Genomic DNA, 17685 nt, shown 5'->3' with positions numbered 1-17685 from the left:
CGGGCTAGCTCATCAGGCTGACCTGCGCGGCAACAATCCGCCAGCCAAAAGGAAAGCGGACCCAGGTTTGCTGCTGGCGGCCGATGCGATCGCTGCCGGCGCGGGTAAACTCGGTGCTGCACACCGCGTAATCCTCGCCGAAGGTGACGATCTCGGTGTGGCGTAATTCGCGCTGTAATCCCGCCGCCGGACGGGCGGCGCGAAAGGCGCGAATTTCATCGATACCGTAGAGGTTCTCGCCGGCGCCCAGGCGCACCGTCCGTTTATCGTGCCAGAAGAGCTCATCCAGCACCGCAATGTTGTTGCTGACCAGCGCCTCTTCGTAGCGGTAAAAGGCGGCCGTTACCTCGGCCAGAACGCGCGGCCGGTTAATATTATCCTGATTGATCATCGTGCTCTCTCCGCAGGGCGGGCCTCGCTGATGCCCGCGTGTTCCAGCGCGCGCGCGGCGCGCAGACAGGCCAGTTCATTAAACGGCGCGGCAATCAGCTGCACGCCAATGGGGCGGTTGGACGCGGTGCGCAACGGGACCGTCACCACCGGCAGGCCAAGGAACGAGATGGGCTGAGTGAGCATGCCCATACTGGCGCGAACGGGCAGCATCTCGCCGTTGATCGTCATCGTCGGTTGGCCGATAAGGGTGGCGCTGCACGGCGTCGCCGGGGCGATGAGTACATCGACGTGGTGAAACAGCGATTTTATCGCCTCCCGGGCATGGCGCCGAAAACGCTGCGCCTGAAGATACCAGGCCGAAGGAATCATCGCCCCGGCCAGCAGACGCTCCCGCGAGTTCGGTTCAAAGCGAGCCGGTTCACGCCGCAGCGCCGGCAGATAGTGATTGCCCCCTTCGGAGGCGCTGATGATAAACGCCGCCGAACGGGCAAGCTCCGCCTCGGGGAAAACATGCTCTTCGCGGGCCTCAAGGGCCTGCGCCACGCGTGCCACGGCGGCACGGGCGTCGCTATCGCACCAGTCGCTGAAATAGCCGCCCAGCACTCCGCAGCGCAGATCCTCCGCCCCGCGTTCCAGCCGCTGGCGAGTGGGGGCAACGGCTTCGTCCGCCTGGGCATCATCATCGGGGTCGTGCCCCTGTAAGGCATCGTACACCGCCGCCAGATCGTCGACGCAGCGGGCAAACGGGCCAATGTGATCGAGGCTGGCGACGAACGGATGGCTGCCCGCACGCGACAGGCGGCCAAACGTCGGTTTCAGACCAAAAATGCCGCACAGGGAGGCCGGGACGCGGATTGAGCCGTTGGTATCGCTTCCCAGAGAGAAGTGAACCAGCCCGGCGGCAACCGCCGCTGCCGAACCGCCGGAAGAGCCGCCGGCAATTCGCTGCAGATCGTGCGGATTATGGGTGGCGCCATAGTGGCTGTTTTCGGTGGTGAACCCGTAGGCGTAGGCATCCATATTGACCATTCCGCTAAGCAGGCCGCCTGCCGCGCAGATCTGCCGTACCGCCCAGCCGTCATTGACGGCAGGCGGGCGGTCGCTGAACAGCTGTGCGCCGGCGAGGGTGGTTTCCCCGGCAACGTCGAACAGATTTTTTACCGCGTAGGGGACCCCCGCCAGCGCCGGTAACGGCTGACGGGTTCGACGCAGCGCATCAATCTGGTCGGCTTCGGCGAGCATCCGGCGTTCGGTGATCTGCGTCCAGGCATTAATCTGCGGGTTAATCTGCGCCATGTCGTCCAGGGTGCGGCGGGCAATTTCTCTGGCGCTCAGCTCACCCTCGGCCAGCGCGCGCTGAATATCAGCAATCGTCATCTCAGTCAGCGTCATGCTTTGTACACTCCGGCAATCTCCAGGCGTTCATCGAGGGGAAAGGCCATCAGCGGCTCAGCCATGGCGGCAATGCGGGCGAACTGTAGCTGAAGCTCGCCGCGGCGGGTGTCGTCCAGTTCCAGCGCCAGCAGGTGTTCCATTTGCGCCAGATAAGCGCGCCAGTCGTTTACGCTATGCGTCATGTTGGTCTCCTAATAACCGGCGGCGGAGCCGTTGCTGCGTGGATCGGAGGCCCCTTCAAACAGGCCGTTGGGATGGCGGACGATGGCGCCGGCGTGGCCCATGGCTTCGCTATAATCGGCCAGCACCTCCACGTCATGACCCAGCGCCCGTAGACGGGCGATGCTATCCGGCGGGAAGCGACCTTCCAGCTTCAGTGAATCTGAGGTTTGTCCCCAGGTCCGGCCCAGCAGCCAGCGCGGGCGCGAAATACTCTCCTGCAGCGGGATGCCCTGCAGAATGTAGCGGGTGAAAATGGCCGCCTGAGTTTGCGGTTGGCCATCCCCACCCATTGACCCATATACCATGACCCGGCCATCGTTAAGGCGCGCGGCGGCGGGGTTGAGGGTATGAAACGGCTGTTTGCCTGGCGCCAGCGCCAGCAGATGCGCGGGGTCGAGACTGAACGAGGCGCCGCGGTTTTGCCAGACGATCCCGCTATCCGGCAGGACGACACCGCTGCCAAATTCATGATAAAGACTTTGAATAAAGGATACCGCCAGCCCGCTGCTGTCTATCACCCCCATCCAGACGGTGTCGCCGGGGCCTTTTCCCGCTCCCCAGGGGGCGGCCTGCCGATCGTCGATGTTTTCGGCCAGCTGCTGGAGCGCCTGCGGGTCGAGCAGGCTTTGAATATCCACGTCGAGATGACGGGGGTCGGTAATGTGGGCATCGCGCAGGCCAAAAGCCTGCTTGGTGGCCTCAACGATACGGTGCACGGTCTGCGCGTCATCGGCATCGTGCATCGCCAGCCGGTCGGTAATCCCGAGGATCGCCAGCGAGACCAGTCCCTGCGTGGGCGGCGCCAGATTCCACAATTCGCCGTGCTGGTGCTGAAGCTTCAGCGGCGCAGGGCGACGGGCGCGATGCTGCTGGAGGTCTGCAAGGGTGACGGGCAGGCCGCAGGCCGCCATCCCCGCAGCCAGACGGCGGGCCAGCGGGCCGCGATAAAAACTGTCGAGGCCATCGTCGACCAGCTGCTTAAGCGTTGATGCCAGCGCGGGCTGGCGAAACCGACTGCCGGCGACCGGCGGTTGGCCGTTGACCAGAAAGGTCTCGGCGAACCCCGGCAGGTCGCGGAGTTCGGCGAGTTTTCCGGCGCTGGCGCTGGACTGGGACGCCGTCACCGGCGTGCCGTCAGCGGCATAGCGAATCGCATCCTCCAGCAGACGCGCCAGCGGCAGCGCTTTTCCGGTCAGCGTCTGCGAGATCTTGAGCGCTTCATCCCAGCCGCTGACGGTCCCGGCGACGGTCAGCGCCGCTTGCGGCCCGCGGTGCGGAATTTGCGCCAGCCCGGCGTAGGCTTCCGGGGTGGCCAGCGACCCCGCCGCGCCGCTGGCGTCAATGGCTATCGGTTCGCCCTCCGGCGGGACGATAAGCCAGAAGCCATCGCCGCCCAGGCCGTTCATATGTGGGTAAACCACCGCAATGGTGGCCGCCGCGGCGACCATGGCTTCTATCGCGCTGCCGCCTTCGCGCAGCACGGCAACCGCGCTTTGGCTGGCCAGATGGTGCGGGGCGACCGCCATCCCGTGGGCGGATACATTACTCTGCATGGGTTGTCCTCATGATCCAAACGTGATGCCAACGCTGCAAAAGCTGTTCCACTTTGAGCGTAAAGTTTCATTCGTCAGGGGACGGACCTTTTTCTTAAACTGGCATGCATTATGAAAGGGCTCACATCATGTATAGTTTGATGAAACAAAAGTTACAGAGGCCGTATGGAACAACTGGATGAACGCTTGAAAGGGCAATATGCCTCATTGTCGCCTCAGGAACAGCGGGTGGCGGATTTTATTTTCGATCACTTCGACGACCTGATTAGCTATAACAGCGCCGAGCTGGCGCAGCTGAGCGGGGTGTCAAAAGCCACGGTGAGCCGTCTGTTTAAGCGGCTGGGCTACGAAAAATATAAGGATATGCGCGATGAGCTGCGCACGTTACGCCAGAGCGGAATGCCGCTGACCGATCATCGCGATGCGGTGCAGGGGAACACGCTGCTGGCGCGGCACTATAAACAGGAAATGGCGAATCTGACGCAGTGGGTCAATGCGCTCGACGCGCAGCAGTTTGCCGATGCGATTAGCGGGATGGTCGATGCCCGGCGCATTGCGATCATCGGAATGCGCAACTCCTGGCCGGTGGCGCTGCACCTGCGCCAGCAGCTGCTGCAGGCGCGAGGGCAGGTACAGGTGCTGCCGCAGCCGGGGCAGAGTTTAAGCGAAGAGCTGGTGGATCTGACGGCGGACGATCTGGTGGTGGTTATGGCTTTTCGCCGCCGTCCGCGCATCATTCGCCCGCTGTTGCAGCAGCTCCAGCTGCGCGGTATTCCGGTACTGCTGATTTGCGAACCGCAGGCATACAGCCTGTTTCCGCTGTCCCGCTGGCAGCTGTGCGCCCCCCTGGATAGCGTCTCGGCCTATGACAGCTACAGCTCGGTAAACAGCTTGATCAACCTGCTGGCGAATGCGTTTTTACATGAAATTCTCGATAAAGGCCGTCCGCGCATCCACGATATAGCCACCCTCTATCAGCAGCTGGACGAGCTTGAGCAACGATAATGGGGCCTCAGGCTGGTGCTTTGCTCTTTTGTAGTGCAATAAAATAGTGGGGAAATGAGCTCCGTTTTCCCACTTCTTTCCGCTATATCCTGTTTATTCTCTCTTTTCTTGCGCTTTCTGGCGTGGCCCTCTCATTTTTTGTATCTGGCACATTAGTTGCAGAAGTTTATTTAAAGAATCTTTTGTTTCATACTAACGTAACGGGTAAACATCATGAAAAAACTGCTGATCGCACTGGCCGGGGCCGCTTGTCTGTTCACGCAAATCACAGCGGCAAAAGCCGACCAGCTGCAGGATATTGAAAAGCGCGGCGTGATTCGCATTGCGGTACCGCAGGATTTCCCGCCGTTCGGTTCGGTGGGAACCGATCTCCAGCCGCAGGGCTATGACATCGATATGGCGCGTTACCTTGCCAGTCAGATGAAGCTCAAGCTGCAGCTGGTGCCGGTCACCAGCGCCAACCGGGTACCTTATCTGCAAACCGATAAAGTTGACCTGGTGATCTCCAGCCTCGGTAAGAATGCCGAGCGCGAGAAGGTGATTGATTTCAGCCGCGCCTATGCGCCGTTCTTCCTCGGCGTGTTTGGCCCGAAAGGGGCGGAGATCAAAGAGGCGGCGGCGCTGAGCGGGAAAACTATCGGCGTGACCCGCGGTGCGGTGGAAGATATGGTGCTGACCGGTATCGCGCCAAAAGAGGCGCAGATTAAACGCTACGAAGACAACAACACCACGCTGTCGGCTTATCTCTCCGGCCAGGTACAGTACGTGGCGACCGGGAACCTGGTGGTAGCGGCGATCGCCCGCCAGAATCCGGCGAAAGCGCCGGTACCGAGTTTTATGCTGAAAGATTCGCCGTGCGTGATTGGTCTGAAAAAGAATGAACCGGCGCTGAAAGCCAAAGTGGATGCGCTGATTGAGCAAGGCATCAAAGACGGTACCCTCAACGCGTTATCGCAGCAGTGGCTGAAAGCGCCGTTGCCCGCCGACTTTTCCGCATAAGGTCAGTGAATGACGGAACAACTTCATTTTTCTGCGCTCTGGCCGCACTGGCCGGAGCTGCTGGCCGGGCTGTGGGTGACTATTCAACTGACGGTCATGGCCACGATCGGCGGCCTGGCTATCGGCATTTTGGGGGCCGCCATTCGCAGCGGGCGGCCATCGTGGTTGAGTCGGATTTGGGGCGGCTATGTGGAGCTGATTCGCAACACGCCGTTCGTGGTCCAGCTGTTTTTTATCGTCTTTGGGCTGCCTAACCTCGGGCTCAAGATGACGGCGGGTGAAGCCGCGCTGCTGGCGATGGTGGTCAACCTTGGCGCCTACAGTACCGAGATTGTCCGCGCCGGGATCCAGGTGACGCCAAAAGGGCAGTGGGAGGCCGGGCGCGTGCTGGGGCTGAGCCGCACGCAGACCTTTATCCGGGTGGTATTACCGCCGGCGCTACAGCGGATTTATCCGGCGCTGGTCAGTCAGTGCATTATCGTGATGTTGGGATCGTCGGTGGTTTCTCAGGTCTCTTATGAAGAGCTGACCTTTGCCGCCAACCTGATCCAGTCGCGGACGTTTCTGAGCTTCGAGGTCTATCTGGTGACGACGGGGATCTACTTAGTGTTATCGATAACGCTGCGTCAGCTGCTGATGGCGGCAGGGCGAAAATGGCTGGGGGTGCAGGCATGATGGTCACCTTTACCGACTGGGACATTATTCGCAATCTGCTGCTGGCCGGCCGCTGGACGGTGCTGCTGTCGCTGGTGGCCTTTATCGGCGGCGCGCTGGTGACGTTGCCGCTGCTACTGCTGCGCCTGACCGGCGGACGCCAGGTCAGACGTCTGATTCGCGGCTATATCGAACTGTTTCAGGGGACGCCGCTGCTGATGCAGCTGTTTCTGGCCTTTTTCGGCGTGGCGCTGTTCGGCATCGATGTTTCGCCGTGGACCGCTGCGTCGATGGCGCTGACCTTCTACACCAGCGCCTTTTTACTTGATATCTGGTTTGGCAGCATCCGCGCGTTGCCGAAAGGGCAGTGGGAAGCTTCGCGCTGTCTGGGCCTCAGTTTCGCCCAGACGCTGTTTCGCGTCATTGCGCCGCAGGCGCTGCGTATCGCCATTGCGCCCACCGTGGGGTTTGCGGTGCAGGTGGTGAAAGGCACCGCGCTGGCATCGATTATCGGCTTCGTCGAGCTGACCAAGGCCGGCACGATGCTGACCAACGTCACCTATCAGCCGTTTAAAGTCTTTGCGCTGGTGGCGCTGGGCTACTTCATTCTGTGCTACCCGCTGTCCCGCTACAGCCGCTATCTGGAGAATAAATTCAATGCCTCTCATCACCATTAATCAGATGCAGAAGTACTACGGCGACAACCACGTGCTGAAAGGTGTCGATCTGGACATCGAGATGGGCGAGGTGATTTCCATTATTGGCCGTAGCGGCTCGGGGAAAAGCACGCTGCTGCGCTGCATCAACGGGCTGGAAGGTTATCAGGATGGCAGCATCAAACTGGGCGGCATGACCATCACCGACCGCGATTCGCAGGCCCGCGAGATCAGCCGTTCCGTCGGGATGGTGTTCCAGAACTTTAACCTGTTTCCGCACATGACCGCGCTGGAAAACGTCATGCTGGCGCCGCGACGGGTGCTGAAAAAAAGCGCCGCCGAATGTCGTGAGCTGGCGCAGCGAATGCTGGAGAAGGTCGGTCTTGGCGATCGGCTGGACTATTATCCTTCCAGTCTCTCCGGCGGCCAGCAGCAGCGGGTGGCGATTGCCCGCGCGCTGGCGATGTCGCCAAAGGTGTTACTGTGTGACGAGATTACCTCGGCGCTGGATCCTGAACTGGTGGGTGAAGTGCTCAAGGTTCTTGAGCAGCTGGCTGCTGAGGGAATGACGCTGATTCTCGTCACCCATGAAATGAATTTTGCCCGTGAAGTGGGCGATCGGGTGGTGTTTATGCATCAGGGACGGGTCTGGGAACAGGGTGACAGTAAAACGCTGTTTGCCAACCCGCAGACCAATGAACTGAAGCAGTTTATCTCCTCCGTTCGCGGCCTGAATTAATCAAAGGACTCTAAAATGGATATCGCTCAATTTTCGCAACTCAACCCGCCGCCGCGCCTGCTGATGGGACCGGGGCCGATTAACGCCGACCCGCGCGTGCTGCGCGCCATGTCGAGTCAGCTGATTGGTCAGTACGATCCGGCGATGACCCACTATATGAATGAGGTCATGGCGCTGTATCGCGGGGTGTTCCGTACCGAAAACCGTTGGACGATGCTGGTGGACGGCACCTCGCGCGCGGGAATCGAAGCGATTCTGGTATCGGCTATTCGCCCTGGCGATAAGGTGCTGGTGCCGGTATTTGGCCGCTTCGGCCATCTGCTGTGCGAAATCGCCCGCCGCTGTCGTGCCGAGGTTCACACCATCGAGGTACCGTGGGGCGAAGTCTTCACTCCCGATCGGATTGAAGACGCCATCAAACGCGTGCGTCCGCGCCTGCTGCTGACCGTGCAGGGCGACACCTCGACCACCATGCTCCAGCCGCTGGCGGAGCTGGGCGATATCTGTCGCCGTCACGAGGTGCTGTTTTACACCGACGCGACCGCCTCGCTGGCCGGCAACGCCCTGGAGACCGATGCCTGGGGGCTGGATGCGGTGTCGGCAGGCATGCAGAAATGCCTCGGCGGCCCGTCCGGAACCTCGCCGATTACCCTCAGCGCGCGCATGGAGGAGGTGATTCGCCGCCGCAAATGCGTGGAGGAGGGCATTCGTACCGACGCCCACCTTGATGGTGTGGATGAGATGGTTTACTCCAACTACTTCGACCTCGGCATGGTGATGGACTACTGGGGGCCGGAGCGCCTGAATCACCACACCGAAGCTACATCGGCGCTGTTTGGCGCCCGCGAATGCGCGCGCCTGATCCTGCAGGAGGGGCTGGAACAGGGGATCGCCCGGCATAAGCTGCATGGCGATGCGCTGCTCAAAGGCATTCAGGCGATGGGGCTGGAGACCTTTGGCGACCTGCAACATAAGATGAACAACGTGCTCGGCGTTATGATTCCGCAGGGCATCAACGGTGACCAGGTACGGAAACTGATGCTGGAAGATTTCGGCATTGAGATCGGCACCTCCTTTGGCCCGCTGCATGGCAAAGTGTGGCGCATCGGCACTATGGGCTATAACGCGCGGAAAGATTGCGTGCTGACCACGCTCAGCGCTCTGGAGTCGGTACTGAATTACCTGAAATTCTCTACCACCCAGGGCGCGGCGATGCAGGCGGCGTGGGATCACTATTGCAGCGAGAGTGCGCGATGAATCAATCAACACGCCAGCAGGCGGAGATGATGGCGGCCGCGGAGCGGGTGATGGCCCGCGCCGATGAGCTGGCCGCGATCAGCGAAACGGCAGAAGGACTGACCCGGGTGTATCTCTCGCCGCAGCATTTGCAGGCCAATCAGCAGGTGGCGCGCTGGATGACGCAGGCGGGGATGACCGTCTGGCAGGATAGCGTCGGGAACATTTGCGGGCGCTATGAAGGCGAGCAGGAGGGGGCGCCGGCAATTCTGCTGGGGTCGCATCTGGATACGGTACGCAATGCCGGGCGCTACGACGGCATGCTGGGGGTGCTCACGGCGATTGACGTGGTGGAAAACCTGCATCAGCAGGGGCGTCGCCTGGCGAAAGCGATAGAGATTGTGGGTTTCTGCGATGAAGAAGGGACCCGTTTTGGCATCACGTTGCTGGGCAGCCGCGGCCTGACGGGAACCTGGCCAGAGAGCTGGCTGACGCAGACCGATGCCCAGGGGATCAGCGTGGCGCAGGCGATGGTGCAGGTCGGGCTTGATCCTGCGCGAGTCAGTCTGGCCGCGCGTCCGACGGCGGATATCGCTGGTTATCTGGAGCTGCACATTGAGCAGGGGCCGTGCCTTGAGCAAGCGGGGCTGGCGCTCGGGGTGGTGGAGGCGATCAACGGTGCCCGCCGCCTGAACTGCCGTTTTACCGGCGAAGCGGGCCATGCCGGAACGGTTCCGATGAGTCAGCGTCGGGATGCGCTGGCCGCCGCCGCCGAATGGATGGTCCTCATTGAGACGACAACCCGGCAGCACGGGGGAAACCTGGTGGCTACGGTGGGGACGCTGCGCTGCGCCCCGGGCGCGGTTAACGTCATTCCCGGCGAGGTGGCGCTGACGCTGGATATTCGCGGCCCGCAGGATGGTCCGCTCGACGCGCTGCTCGCCACGTTGCTGGATGCCGCGCAGGCGATAGCCGCTCGTCGCCATCTGCACTTTGCCGCCGAAGCGTTCTACCACATCGCCGCGACCGCCTGCGATCGGCGGCTACAGGCGGTGTTGACGCAAGCCGTCAACGAGGTTCAGGGGCGCTCGCTGTCCCTGCCGAGCGGCGCCGGGCACGATGCGATCGCCATCGCCGAACGTTGGCCGGTAGGTATGCTGTTTGTGCGCTGCAAAGGCGGCGTCAGCCACCACCCGGCGGAGTCCGTGACCCGGCAGGATGTGGCGTTGGCTATTGCCGCGTTTCGCCGCGCGACCTGGGCGCTGGCCGAAAACGCATAAGTCGTCCCGCGCGGTCGCACTCGCGGCTTCTTCTGCGCCGGCGCCGCGCTGGAGGCCGCTGACCGGCGGCAGATTGACCGCAGTGAAGGGCTATTTTTACGCGAAAGTAGCACAAAGTGCTAAATGTGCGGGTGATGAACTCTATACCATCCGCGGCACTGACCTCGTCGCCATGGATTGGTAGTCAGTTGGAATAATTCCGCGGGGTCAGTCTGCTCTTCTTATCAAGCATCGATGACGCCTTTAACCCTCAGATAATCATCATTTTTATTCGCTGAAAATTCCCCGACTGTTATGCTACCTTGTGAAAAGATATGCTGCTGACGAGAGACATGCCGATGCTGAATTCAGATAAGAGTATTAATATACAGACGCAGTCCTCCCGTTCCGGGATGAATCTTTTCCCCGCATTACTGGTGATTATCGCCGTTTCCACATTGTGTGTCGTGATATCGAAACCATTAGGTCCCTGGGAGGTTATCTTCGCCAACGCCGGGCTGTATATTGATCTGTTAGCCTTATTGTTCCTGGTGTTTATGTTATGGATTTCGGCAAAAGTCAGAATGAGCTATGTCGCGGTAAACTGGGTGCGCTACGGGCTGTTACTCTGGATAGCCGGCGGCACCTTTGATTTAATGGACGAGATATTTGTCCAGCCGAAATGGATGGGCTATTACTGCGAAGATCTGCTCCGTCTTTCCGGCATGCTGTTGACGACTATCGGCATCTACAAAATTATCGAGCGTATTAACGTGCTGTACGTGGACGCGCGTTCTCAATCGTTAAAAGACGAGCTGACTCAACTGCCTAACCGGCGCTTTTTCATTGATACTATCCGGGAAAAACAGGGCCATCAGCTGGCGCTGATGATTCTGGATATTGATTTTTTCAAGAAGATAAATGATACCTACGGCCATCTGGTGGGCGATGAGGTGCTATTCGCGTTGGGTAAACAGCTGGCAAAATTAACCAGCGATAAAATTCTGCCGGCCCGGATTGGTGGCGAAGAGTTTGCCATTATTGTTGACGGAATGTCGGCCGAAGAGGTGCGCAACCTGGCGCAGTCCATTCTGGAGAATGTCCGCTCCATTCTGATTAATCATGATTATCCGCTGTCGGTCAGCATTGGCGTCGGCATGCGTGAAAAAGATGAAGCGCAGGATGCGTTTATTAAGAAGGTGGATGAAGCGCTCTACCAGGCTAAACATAACGGCCGCGGACGCGTCGAGTGGGCCGCATCCTGAGGCCGCTACCCCTGCTGCGCGCTGCGACAATGGCGGCGATATTCGGAAGGCGAACGTTCGGTATAGCGTTTAAACACCCGGCAAAAATAGTTGCTGTCGATAAAGCCGCAGTTGTGGGCAATCTCTTTGACTTTTAAGTCGTAACCCCGCAGCAGCTTTTTGGCCTGCTCCAGTCGGACGCGGGTCAGGTATTCGTTAAAACCGACGGAACCCGATTTCTGAAAAATGTGCGACAGGTAGTTTGGGGTGATATGAAAACGTTTTGCCACCGATTCGCGGGTTAACGGCTGGCTGAGATTCTCCTCCAGATAATCCTGTACCGCCATAAACAGATCGCGGCTGCGGCTGACCCGCATCTCCAGGCCGACCAGCTGTTCAAGGCAGTGGCTCAGCAGCGCCGACACCACAAGCCGGGCGGTGACCGGGTCTGGCTGCAGACAGATTTCGTTCAGCGCCAGCAGCAGATAAGAGCCCACGCGCGGCCCCAGGCGGGCGACGCTTTGTTTCTCCGTTCGCAGCCGTTTACCGTCCCAGTGCTGGATGCAAAACCCCAGCTTTTGTCTGCCAAATAAAATACTTAAGGTCGATGCCTGACCGGTCCACTGCGGGCAGGTCCACTTTCCCGCCTGGACATAAAGCACCTGCGATGTTGACAGCACCATATCGGACAAGGGTAAACCGTTCTCCCGCAGCTCGCCCTCCAGCACAATCTCCAGACGCGGAAACGCGACCTGATAGGCCAGTTCCGGGACAGAAATATCCGGTTCCGGGAACCTGACCAGCAGCCTGTCCTTCTGATTGACCAGACGATTTAAAATACCCGGCAGATCTTCAATCATCCCTTCACCCCGAGAGCGAACTATTATCCTGTTGAATATAATCTATTTAATATCCGCAGATCTCTTTTAGTTCGCCCGATTGAGCGCGCAGAGCCAGCCTGCGGCCGCCTGAGTCTCAGAGTTTGACGATCATCACACTTTGCCTCCCCGCGTACGGATGTCCAGTTTTTCGTAGGAATCGCCTCATGTATTTCCCCTGGCCGACGATTAGAGTTTATTTCGTGTTATCGAAAGGTTAAGGAAAGGAAATATGGAACATCAATCTGCTGTCTATCTGGATGCCCTCGGCGCCAACATCGCCTTATCCGACAAAATGAAACAGGAGCTGGATACGCTTGGCTACACCGTGGTGCATCATCTGGCCGACCCGGCGTGGCTGGCGGCGATGCGCGAGCTCATCGATACGCTTGTCGAGAGCGAGGGGGATAACCTGGCCATGGAACACCATCAGGAGGCGACCGCGACGCGCATTGCCAACCTGGTGAATAAAGGGGTGATTTGGGAGAAGGTGTGGTCCCATCCGCTGGTGCTGTCGGCCTGCCGCTATATTTTTCAGGGCGACTTTAAAGTGTCCAGCCTGAATGCGCGCGAGGCGCTGGTTAACGGCGGCCACCAGCCGCTACATGCCGACTGGAAAAAACCGCGTCCCGATTTTCCCAAAGTGCATCTGGTGAATACCATCTGGGCAATCGATGATTTGAGTGCTGAGAATGGCGCCCCGCGAATTATTCCCGGTACGCATCTGCGCCCGGAGCTGCCCGAGGAGGTCCTGAGCGACCCTGAACTGCCGCACCCGGATGAGGTGGTGTTTGCCGCCCCGGCGGGGAGCGTAATGATTTATAACGCACATACCTGGCACGGCGGAACCTGTAATACCACCGGCAGCAGAAGACGGGTGCTGCACGGTTTATACATTGACCGCCAGGACAGCGCGCAGCAGGACCAGCGGCGCTGGCTAAAGCCGGAAACCGCCAGTCGCCTGACGCCGGCGCAAAAATGGCTGCTGGATGTGGAGTAAGCCCGGGCGTCCATTTTTTGCCAGATGGCGGCGGGATAGATTATTTGCCCGGGCTACGGCCCGGCATCCCTTGCCGGTTCGGTATCAGGTAGCCCCGGTAAGCGTAGCGCCACCGGGGAGAGACTCCCGGGCGGCGGGATAAATTATTTGCCCGGGCTACGGCCCGGCATCCCTTGTCGGTTCGGTATCAGGTAGCCCCGGTAAGCGCTGCGCCACCGGGGAGAGGTTCCCGGGCGGCGGGATAGATTATTTGCCCGGGCTACGGCCCGGCATCCCTTGTCGGTTCGGTATCAGGTAGCCCCGGTAAGCGCAGCGCCACCGGGGAGAGGTTCCCGGGCGGCGGGATAAATTGTTTGCCCGGGCTACGGCCCTGCATCCCTTGTCGTCCCGGCGGCGCGGCTCTGCTGTCCGGGCGACAAACCGGCAGACGATAGCGGTTCGTCGTTCCTGAGAAGCAGTGGAATGCGCCAGCCCGCTCTCAGGGGATCTCTAAATAGACGACCGGCTTTTTCATGATGCTTTTTACCGCTTCCGCGATCTGCTGCGGATGGAGTAAAAACGTTTTGATGCTGGTTTTAATCGTGCGCTGGCCGCAAAAGCGCCTGGCGTCGTCGATTTCAATATCCGTAACCAGCAGGACGACATCGGCCCCGGCAATATCGTCGGGGGTAATTTTATTCTCAATCCCCAGCGCGCCCTGGGTTTCGATTTTGATCTGCCACTTTTCGTGGTGGCCGACTTTTTGTAACCGCTCCGCCGCCATATAGGTATGGGCCACGCCGCTCACGCAGGCCGTGACCGCAACGATCTTGAGATCCATAGCATCCTCCGGGCATTAGCCACCGACAGTTACGCGAAAACCAGCTTGTTCAGCCATGAGAGTGAATCGGTTAATCTCTGCTGCCGATGGCGCTCCGACCTTTGCCATCGCCCATCTCTTGCCCAACAGCGAGTATTTCGGTTCGCCATAGTGGTGAAACGGCAGCAGGTGAATGTCAGGCAGCGCAAACGGCGCCAGGAAGGAGAGAATCTGGCTGAAGTTCTTTTCACACAGGGTAAAGCCGGGAATGAGCGGCACTCTGGGAATGACGTGAACGCCATTTTCCACCAGCCGGCTGAAATTTTCCAGCACCCGGGGGAGATTCAGGGCGAGCTGTTCTCTGGCCTGCCCGGGATCCATCATTTTCAGATCAAACAGCACTTCGTCGCATGCCTGGGCAAGAGGGTAAACGCGGCTGAAGGCGGCGTCGCCCGCCGTTTCTATCGCCGTGTGGATCCCCCACTGGCGCAACGCGCGTAAGAAACGGGTGGCAAACCCGGCCTGCATCAACACCTCTCCACCCGATAGCGTGACGCCGCCGCCCGAGGCACGAAAAAAGATCTCATCTTTCAGAACCTCTTTGAGCAACGCTTCCTGAGTGACATCGCGGCCAATCTGCTCCCATGCGCCGGAAGGGCACTCTTCGACGTCCTGCTGGCAGCGAGCGCAGTGGAGACACCGGCTTTCCCGGCGCACGGTTTCAATTTGGGGGGAGAGGGATTCCGGGTTGGCACACCACGGACAGGTGTGCGGGCAACCTTTAAAAAAGACGACGGTTCTGATCCCCTGGCCATCGTTCAGAGAGTAGCGCTGGAGATTGAAAATGCGCGCCCGGTCGGCGCGCGTCTCGATAACGTCACAGTTGATGCGTGGTGCGGTGGATAATGTCATCCTGGATCTCCTTCGATAACTCCACAAAGAAGGCGCTGTAGCCCGCGACGCGTACCACCAGGCCGGCGAAATCCTGAGGGCGCTGCTGCGCTTCGCGCAGCGTCTGTGCGTTGACCACGTTAAACTGGATATGCTGTAGCTTCAGGCTGGTGAAAGCCTGTAAGAAATCAGCCAGCTTGTTGAGCCCGCTCTCTCCGCTCAGGGTCGCCGGGGTGAACTTCACGTTCAGCAGCGTGCCGTTGGAGAGCAGGTAGTTATCCAGCTTGCTGACCGATTTCAGGACCGCCGTTGGCCCCTGAGAATCCTGGCCGACCATCGGCGACAGACCGCCATCGGCTAACTGCTCGCCGGCCAGGCGGCCATCCGGCGTTGCGCCGACCACCGAGCCGAGCGGAACGTGCGCCGAGACGGTATAGGAACCGGGGGTGAAGTGCCCGCCGCGCGGGTTGCGGTACTGCTCAACCTCTTTACAGTAAAAGCGCAGCAGGTCGGCGCTGATATTGTCTACCTCGTCGATATCGTTGCCATATTTTTCAAAGCGGTGAACCAGTCGGGCGCGGATTTTCTCGCCTTCCGGCGTCTGGAAATTGGCCTTGAGGACCTGAATCAGCTCGTCGTAGCTCATGCGCTGCTGCTCGAAGACCATCCCCTTGAGCGCATGCAGGGAGTCGCTGAGATTGGCGATACCAATTCCCTGAACGCCGGAGAAGTTGTAGCGCGCGCCGCCTTCGGTGATGTCCTTTCCGTGCAACACGCAATCCTGAATAAACGAAGAGAGCAGGGGAACCGGCGCCTGATCCCGGTGGCCGAGGTCGCAAATGTTGCTGCCTTCGACCATCAGCCTGATGTAGTAGCGGATTTTCTCGCGGATCTGCTGAATCAGCCCGTCCCAGCTGATATCGGGGTTACCTTCGTTCTCCAGCATCACGATCTCCATGACCTTCAGCAGGTTGAACATCGCAATATCGTGCAGCCCATAGGTGCGGCCGGGGATAGAGAGTTCGACGCAGCCGACGACGGCATAATCCCGCGCATCCTCCAGCGAGACGCCGCGGTTGAGAAAGGCCGGAACCACCACTTCGTCGTTGAAAATTTGTGGGATCCCGGTGCCTAAGCGGATGGTTTCCGCCGTTTTGTGCAGGAACGGGCGGTCGATCAGTTCGTTGACGCGCACGCCGAGATTGGGCTGCGGCAGACGGACGTTCTGGTAGGCATCCAGCGCGAGAAAGGAGAGCACGTTTACCGCGCTGCGTCCGGTCTCACTCAGGCCGCCGAGCAAGGCGGTATAGCCCGTCGGAAAGCCGGCAAAGTAGCGGGCGCTGCTGGATGAGCGCAGCAGGACAATATCGTTGCACTTGACCCACAGCGATTCCAGCAGCGTTTTCAGCAACGCGGGATCCTCGCCACGGGTTAGCGACGCCTGATAAAACGGCAGCATATACTGGTCAAAACGGCCAAGCGAAATCGAACTGGCGTTGGACTCGTACTGCAGAATGATGTTCATGTACCAGAACAGCTGGCAGGCCTGCCAGAAATCTTCCGGGCGATGCGCGGCGTTATGGCGCGAATGAGCGGCAATCGTCTCCAGCTCCTGGCGTCGCTGCGGATCGTCGCAGCGGCGGGCCATGTCAGCGGCGAGGGTGGCGTAACGCAAAATGTGGCGCTGCGAGGCCGCCAGTAAAATCAGCACCGCCTGATAAAAATCGTTCTCCGGATGCTGTCGGGCCAGACTTTTCATTTCCGTCGCCAGCGCCGCCAGTCCTTTATTCAGCAGGCGGGGATAATCGATAATGATGTGCCCCTGGCCCTTGTCGGTCTGGTTGATGCTGAAAATCTGCGTGCCTACCGCCGCTTTCACCTCGTCGGTCATCTGGGCGTTAATAACATCTTTCATCGAGCGTTTTTCCCAGTACGGGAACAGTGCTTCACGGTAGATGCGCTTGTCTTCATCGCTGATGGCGAAGCGATCCTGCGGGCGAACCGGGAACCGATCCAGCTCGTTAAGCAACCAGTAGGGGTCCATCTCGGGCGAGACGATGCCGGCGCGCGGTTTGATTGTCCGGTTGCCGGCGATCAGTTCATCATCACGAATCGAAATCTGTACATGGTCAAGGATCCAGGCGGTGGCCTTCGCCCGACGAATCATCGTCGGCTCCCCCTCGGTGCGTTTGTGGCTTTCGGTATAGAGCAGGGCGCGTTCGAGCGAGATTTCCCGCGGGTGAGCGAACAGGCCCGCTATTAAGCGTTGGGTACGATTGGTCATGACAAACTCCATGTGAACGCCCTCTCCACGCGCGGATTGAGGCAATTCGCGATGCGCGTTGCGCACGGACTGCCGGTCACAATGACGCTCGTGGAGCGGGGCGCTGAGTCTTGCGCAGCGTCGCTGCGCGCGACGGTATTCAGGCTTTCTGCGAAAGATGGCTGTCGATTTTGTTCATAATGGCGTCAGCCCGCTTCACGGCATCGCTGATATTGACGCGAACGATGGTTTTACCGGCAAACCGCTCTTCACTCTTGATGCCGATATCTTTGGTCAGAATCACGATATCGGCGCTGGCGACATCGTCTGCCGACAGCTCATTTTCAATACCGATGGAGCCCTGGGTCTCCACCTTGACCTGCCAGCCTTTGGCTGTGGCGGCGCTCTCCAGCGACTCCGCTGCCATGTAGGTGTGTGCGACGCCGGACGGGCAGGCGGTAACGGCGATAATCCTGGTCATAAACTATTCCTTCTGCGG

The 17685-nt window shown here is 59.6% G+C and carries 18 protein-coding genes; 9 read left to right on the top strand and 9 right to left on the bottom strand.

Annotation, left to right across the window (positions count from 1 at the left end; genetic code table 11):
- Positions 1–4: 4 nt before the first annotated feature.
- The 4 genes from hpxZ to hpxW are packed head-to-tail and all read right to left on the bottom strand — an operon-like array spanning position 5 to position 3563.
- A complete protein-coding gene (gene hpxZ / locus OQV00_RS17035) occupies positions 5–391 on the bottom strand; it encodes an oxalurate catabolism protein HpxZ (RefSeq protein ID WP_071359281.1) in 387 nt (128 codons plus the stop codon).
- A complete protein-coding gene (locus tag OQV00_RS17030; RefSeq protein ID WP_220667728.1) occupies positions 388–1785 on the bottom strand; it encodes an AtzE family amidohydrolase in 1398 nt (465 codons plus the stop codon). Before OQV00_RS17030 ends, hpxZ begins: the two co-directional genes overlap by 4 nt.
- The gene (gene hpxX / locus OQV00_RS17025) at positions 1782–1970 is read right to left on the bottom strand and encodes an oxalurate catabolism protein HpxX (RefSeq protein ID WP_004860327.1); all 189 of its coding nucleotides are present in this window, start codon (positions 1968–1970) and stop codon (positions 1782–1784) included. The genes OQV00_RS17030 and hpxX overlap by 4 nt, the downstream gene beginning before the upstream one ends.
- A 9-nt stretch (positions 1971–1979) precedes the next feature.
- Positions 1980–3563 carry an oxamate amidohydrolase gene (gene hpxW, locus OQV00_RS17020; protein ID WP_004860329.1) on the bottom strand — a complete coding sequence of 528 codons (1584 nt, stop codon included), beginning with the start codon at positions 3561–3563 and terminating at the stop codon, positions 1980–1982.
- Between the two features lie 165 nt (positions 3564–3728).
- Here hpxW and hpxU point away from each other — a divergent pair, with 165 nt between their 5' ends.
- The 8 genes from hpxU to OQV00_RS16980 all read left to right on the top strand — a co-directional run bounded on the left by hpxU (position 3729) and on the right by OQV00_RS16980 (position 11376).
- Positions 3729–4568, top strand: a complete 840-nt coding sequence (gene hpxU / locus OQV00_RS17015) for a MurR/RpiR family transcriptional regulator HpxU (RefSeq protein WP_004860331.1) — start codon at positions 3729–3731, stop codon at positions 4566–4568.
- Positions 4569–4781: 213 nt separating this feature from the next.
- Entirely contained in the window at positions 4782–5567 is a 786-nt protein-coding gene (locus OQV00_RS17010) for a transporter substrate-binding domain-containing protein (protein WP_004860334.1), read from the top strand.
- Positions 5568–5576: 9 nt separating this feature from the next.
- Complete coding sequence (locus tag OQV00_RS17005; RefSeq protein WP_004860336.1) at positions 5577–6242, top strand: amino acid ABC transporter permease; 666 nt, start codon at positions 5577–5579, stop codon at positions 6240–6242.
- Positions 6242–6898 (top strand): amino acid ABC transporter permease, encoded by a 657-nt coding sequence (locus tag OQV00_RS17000; RefSeq protein ID WP_015584686.1) that lies wholly within the window; start codon positions 6242–6244, stop codon positions 6896–6898. Before OQV00_RS17005 ends, OQV00_RS17000 begins: the two co-directional genes overlap by 1 nt.
- Complete coding sequence (locus OQV00_RS16995; protein ID WP_004860340.1) at positions 6879–7616, top strand: amino acid ABC transporter ATP-binding protein; 738 nt, start codon at positions 6879–6881, stop codon at positions 7614–7616. Before OQV00_RS17000 ends, OQV00_RS16995 begins: the two co-directional genes overlap by 20 nt.
- Before the next feature lie 15 nt (positions 7617–7631).
- Positions 7632–8873: a pyridoxal-phosphate-dependent aminotransferase family protein gene (locus tag OQV00_RS16990; RefSeq protein WP_015584685.1), complete on the top strand. Its 1242-nt coding sequence runs from the start codon at positions 7632–7634 to the stop codon at positions 8871–8873.
- Entirely contained in the window at positions 8870–10132 is a 1263-nt protein-coding gene (gene hpxK, locus OQV00_RS16985) for an allantoate amidohydrolase (protein ID WP_064359823.1), read from the top strand. Before OQV00_RS16990 ends, hpxK begins: the two co-directional genes overlap by 4 nt.
- A 338-nt stretch (positions 10133–10470) precedes the next feature.
- Positions 10471–11376, top strand: coding sequence for a GGDEF domain-containing protein (locus OQV00_RS16980; RefSeq protein ID WP_004860347.1), 906 nt, complete (start codon positions 10471–10473; stop codon positions 11374–11376).
- A 5-nt stretch (positions 11377–11381) separates the two neighbouring features.
- On the opposite strand, the gene OQV00_RS16975 is transcribed toward OQV00_RS16980, so the two are convergent.
- Positions 11382–12215, bottom strand: a complete 834-nt coding sequence (locus tag OQV00_RS16975; RefSeq protein WP_104896692.1) for an AraC family transcriptional regulator — start codon at positions 12213–12215, stop codon at positions 11382–11384.
- 250 nt (positions 12216–12465) lie between these two features.
- Between OQV00_RS16975 and OQV00_RS16970 the strand changes: the two genes are divergently transcribed.
- The gene (locus OQV00_RS16970) at positions 12466–13233 is read left to right on the top strand and encodes a phytanoyl-CoA dioxygenase family protein (protein WP_015584682.1); all 768 of its coding nucleotides are present in this window, start codon (positions 12466–12468) and stop codon (positions 13231–13233) included.
- A gap of 478 nt (positions 13234–13711) precedes the next feature.
- Here OQV00_RS16970 and OQV00_RS16965 read toward each other — a convergent pair whose 3' ends face one another.
- The 4 genes from OQV00_RS16965 to OQV00_RS16950 all read right to left on the bottom strand — a co-directional run bounded on the left by OQV00_RS16965 (position 13712) and on the right by OQV00_RS16950 (position 17667).
- The gene (locus OQV00_RS16965; protein ID WP_015584681.1) at positions 13712–14053 is read right to left on the bottom strand and encodes a PTS fructose-like transporter subunit IIB; all 342 of its coding nucleotides are present in this window, start codon (positions 14051–14053) and stop codon (positions 13712–13714) included.
- A 15-nt stretch (positions 14054–14068) separates the two neighbouring features.
- Positions 14069–14944: a [formate-C-acetyltransferase]-activating enzyme gene (locus OQV00_RS16960; protein WP_004860358.1), complete on the bottom strand. Its 876-nt coding sequence runs from the start codon at positions 14942–14944 to the stop codon at positions 14069–14071.
- The gene (locus OQV00_RS16955) at positions 14910–17207 is read right to left on the bottom strand and encodes a formate C-acetyltransferase (protein WP_032724221.1); all 2298 of its coding nucleotides are present in this window, start codon (positions 17205–17207) and stop codon (positions 14910–14912) included. The genes OQV00_RS16960 and OQV00_RS16955 overlap by 35 nt, the downstream gene beginning before the upstream one ends.
- Before the next feature lie 139 nt (positions 17208–17346).
- A complete protein-coding gene (locus OQV00_RS16950) occupies positions 17347–17667 on the bottom strand; it encodes a PTS fructose-like transporter subunit IIB (RefSeq protein WP_004860362.1) in 321 nt (106 codons plus the stop codon).
- Positions 17668–17685 lie beyond the last annotated feature (18 nt).

This window comes from Klebsiella sp. DY2415, from assembly GCF_026314315.1.
GTDB classification, from domain to species: Bacteria; Pseudomonadota; Gammaproteobacteria; order Enterobacterales; family Enterobacteriaceae; genus Klebsiella; species Klebsiella ornithinolytica.
The sequence above is the reverse complement of the archived record's forward strand: the minus strand, read 5'-3'. Positions and strand labels throughout refer to the sequence as shown.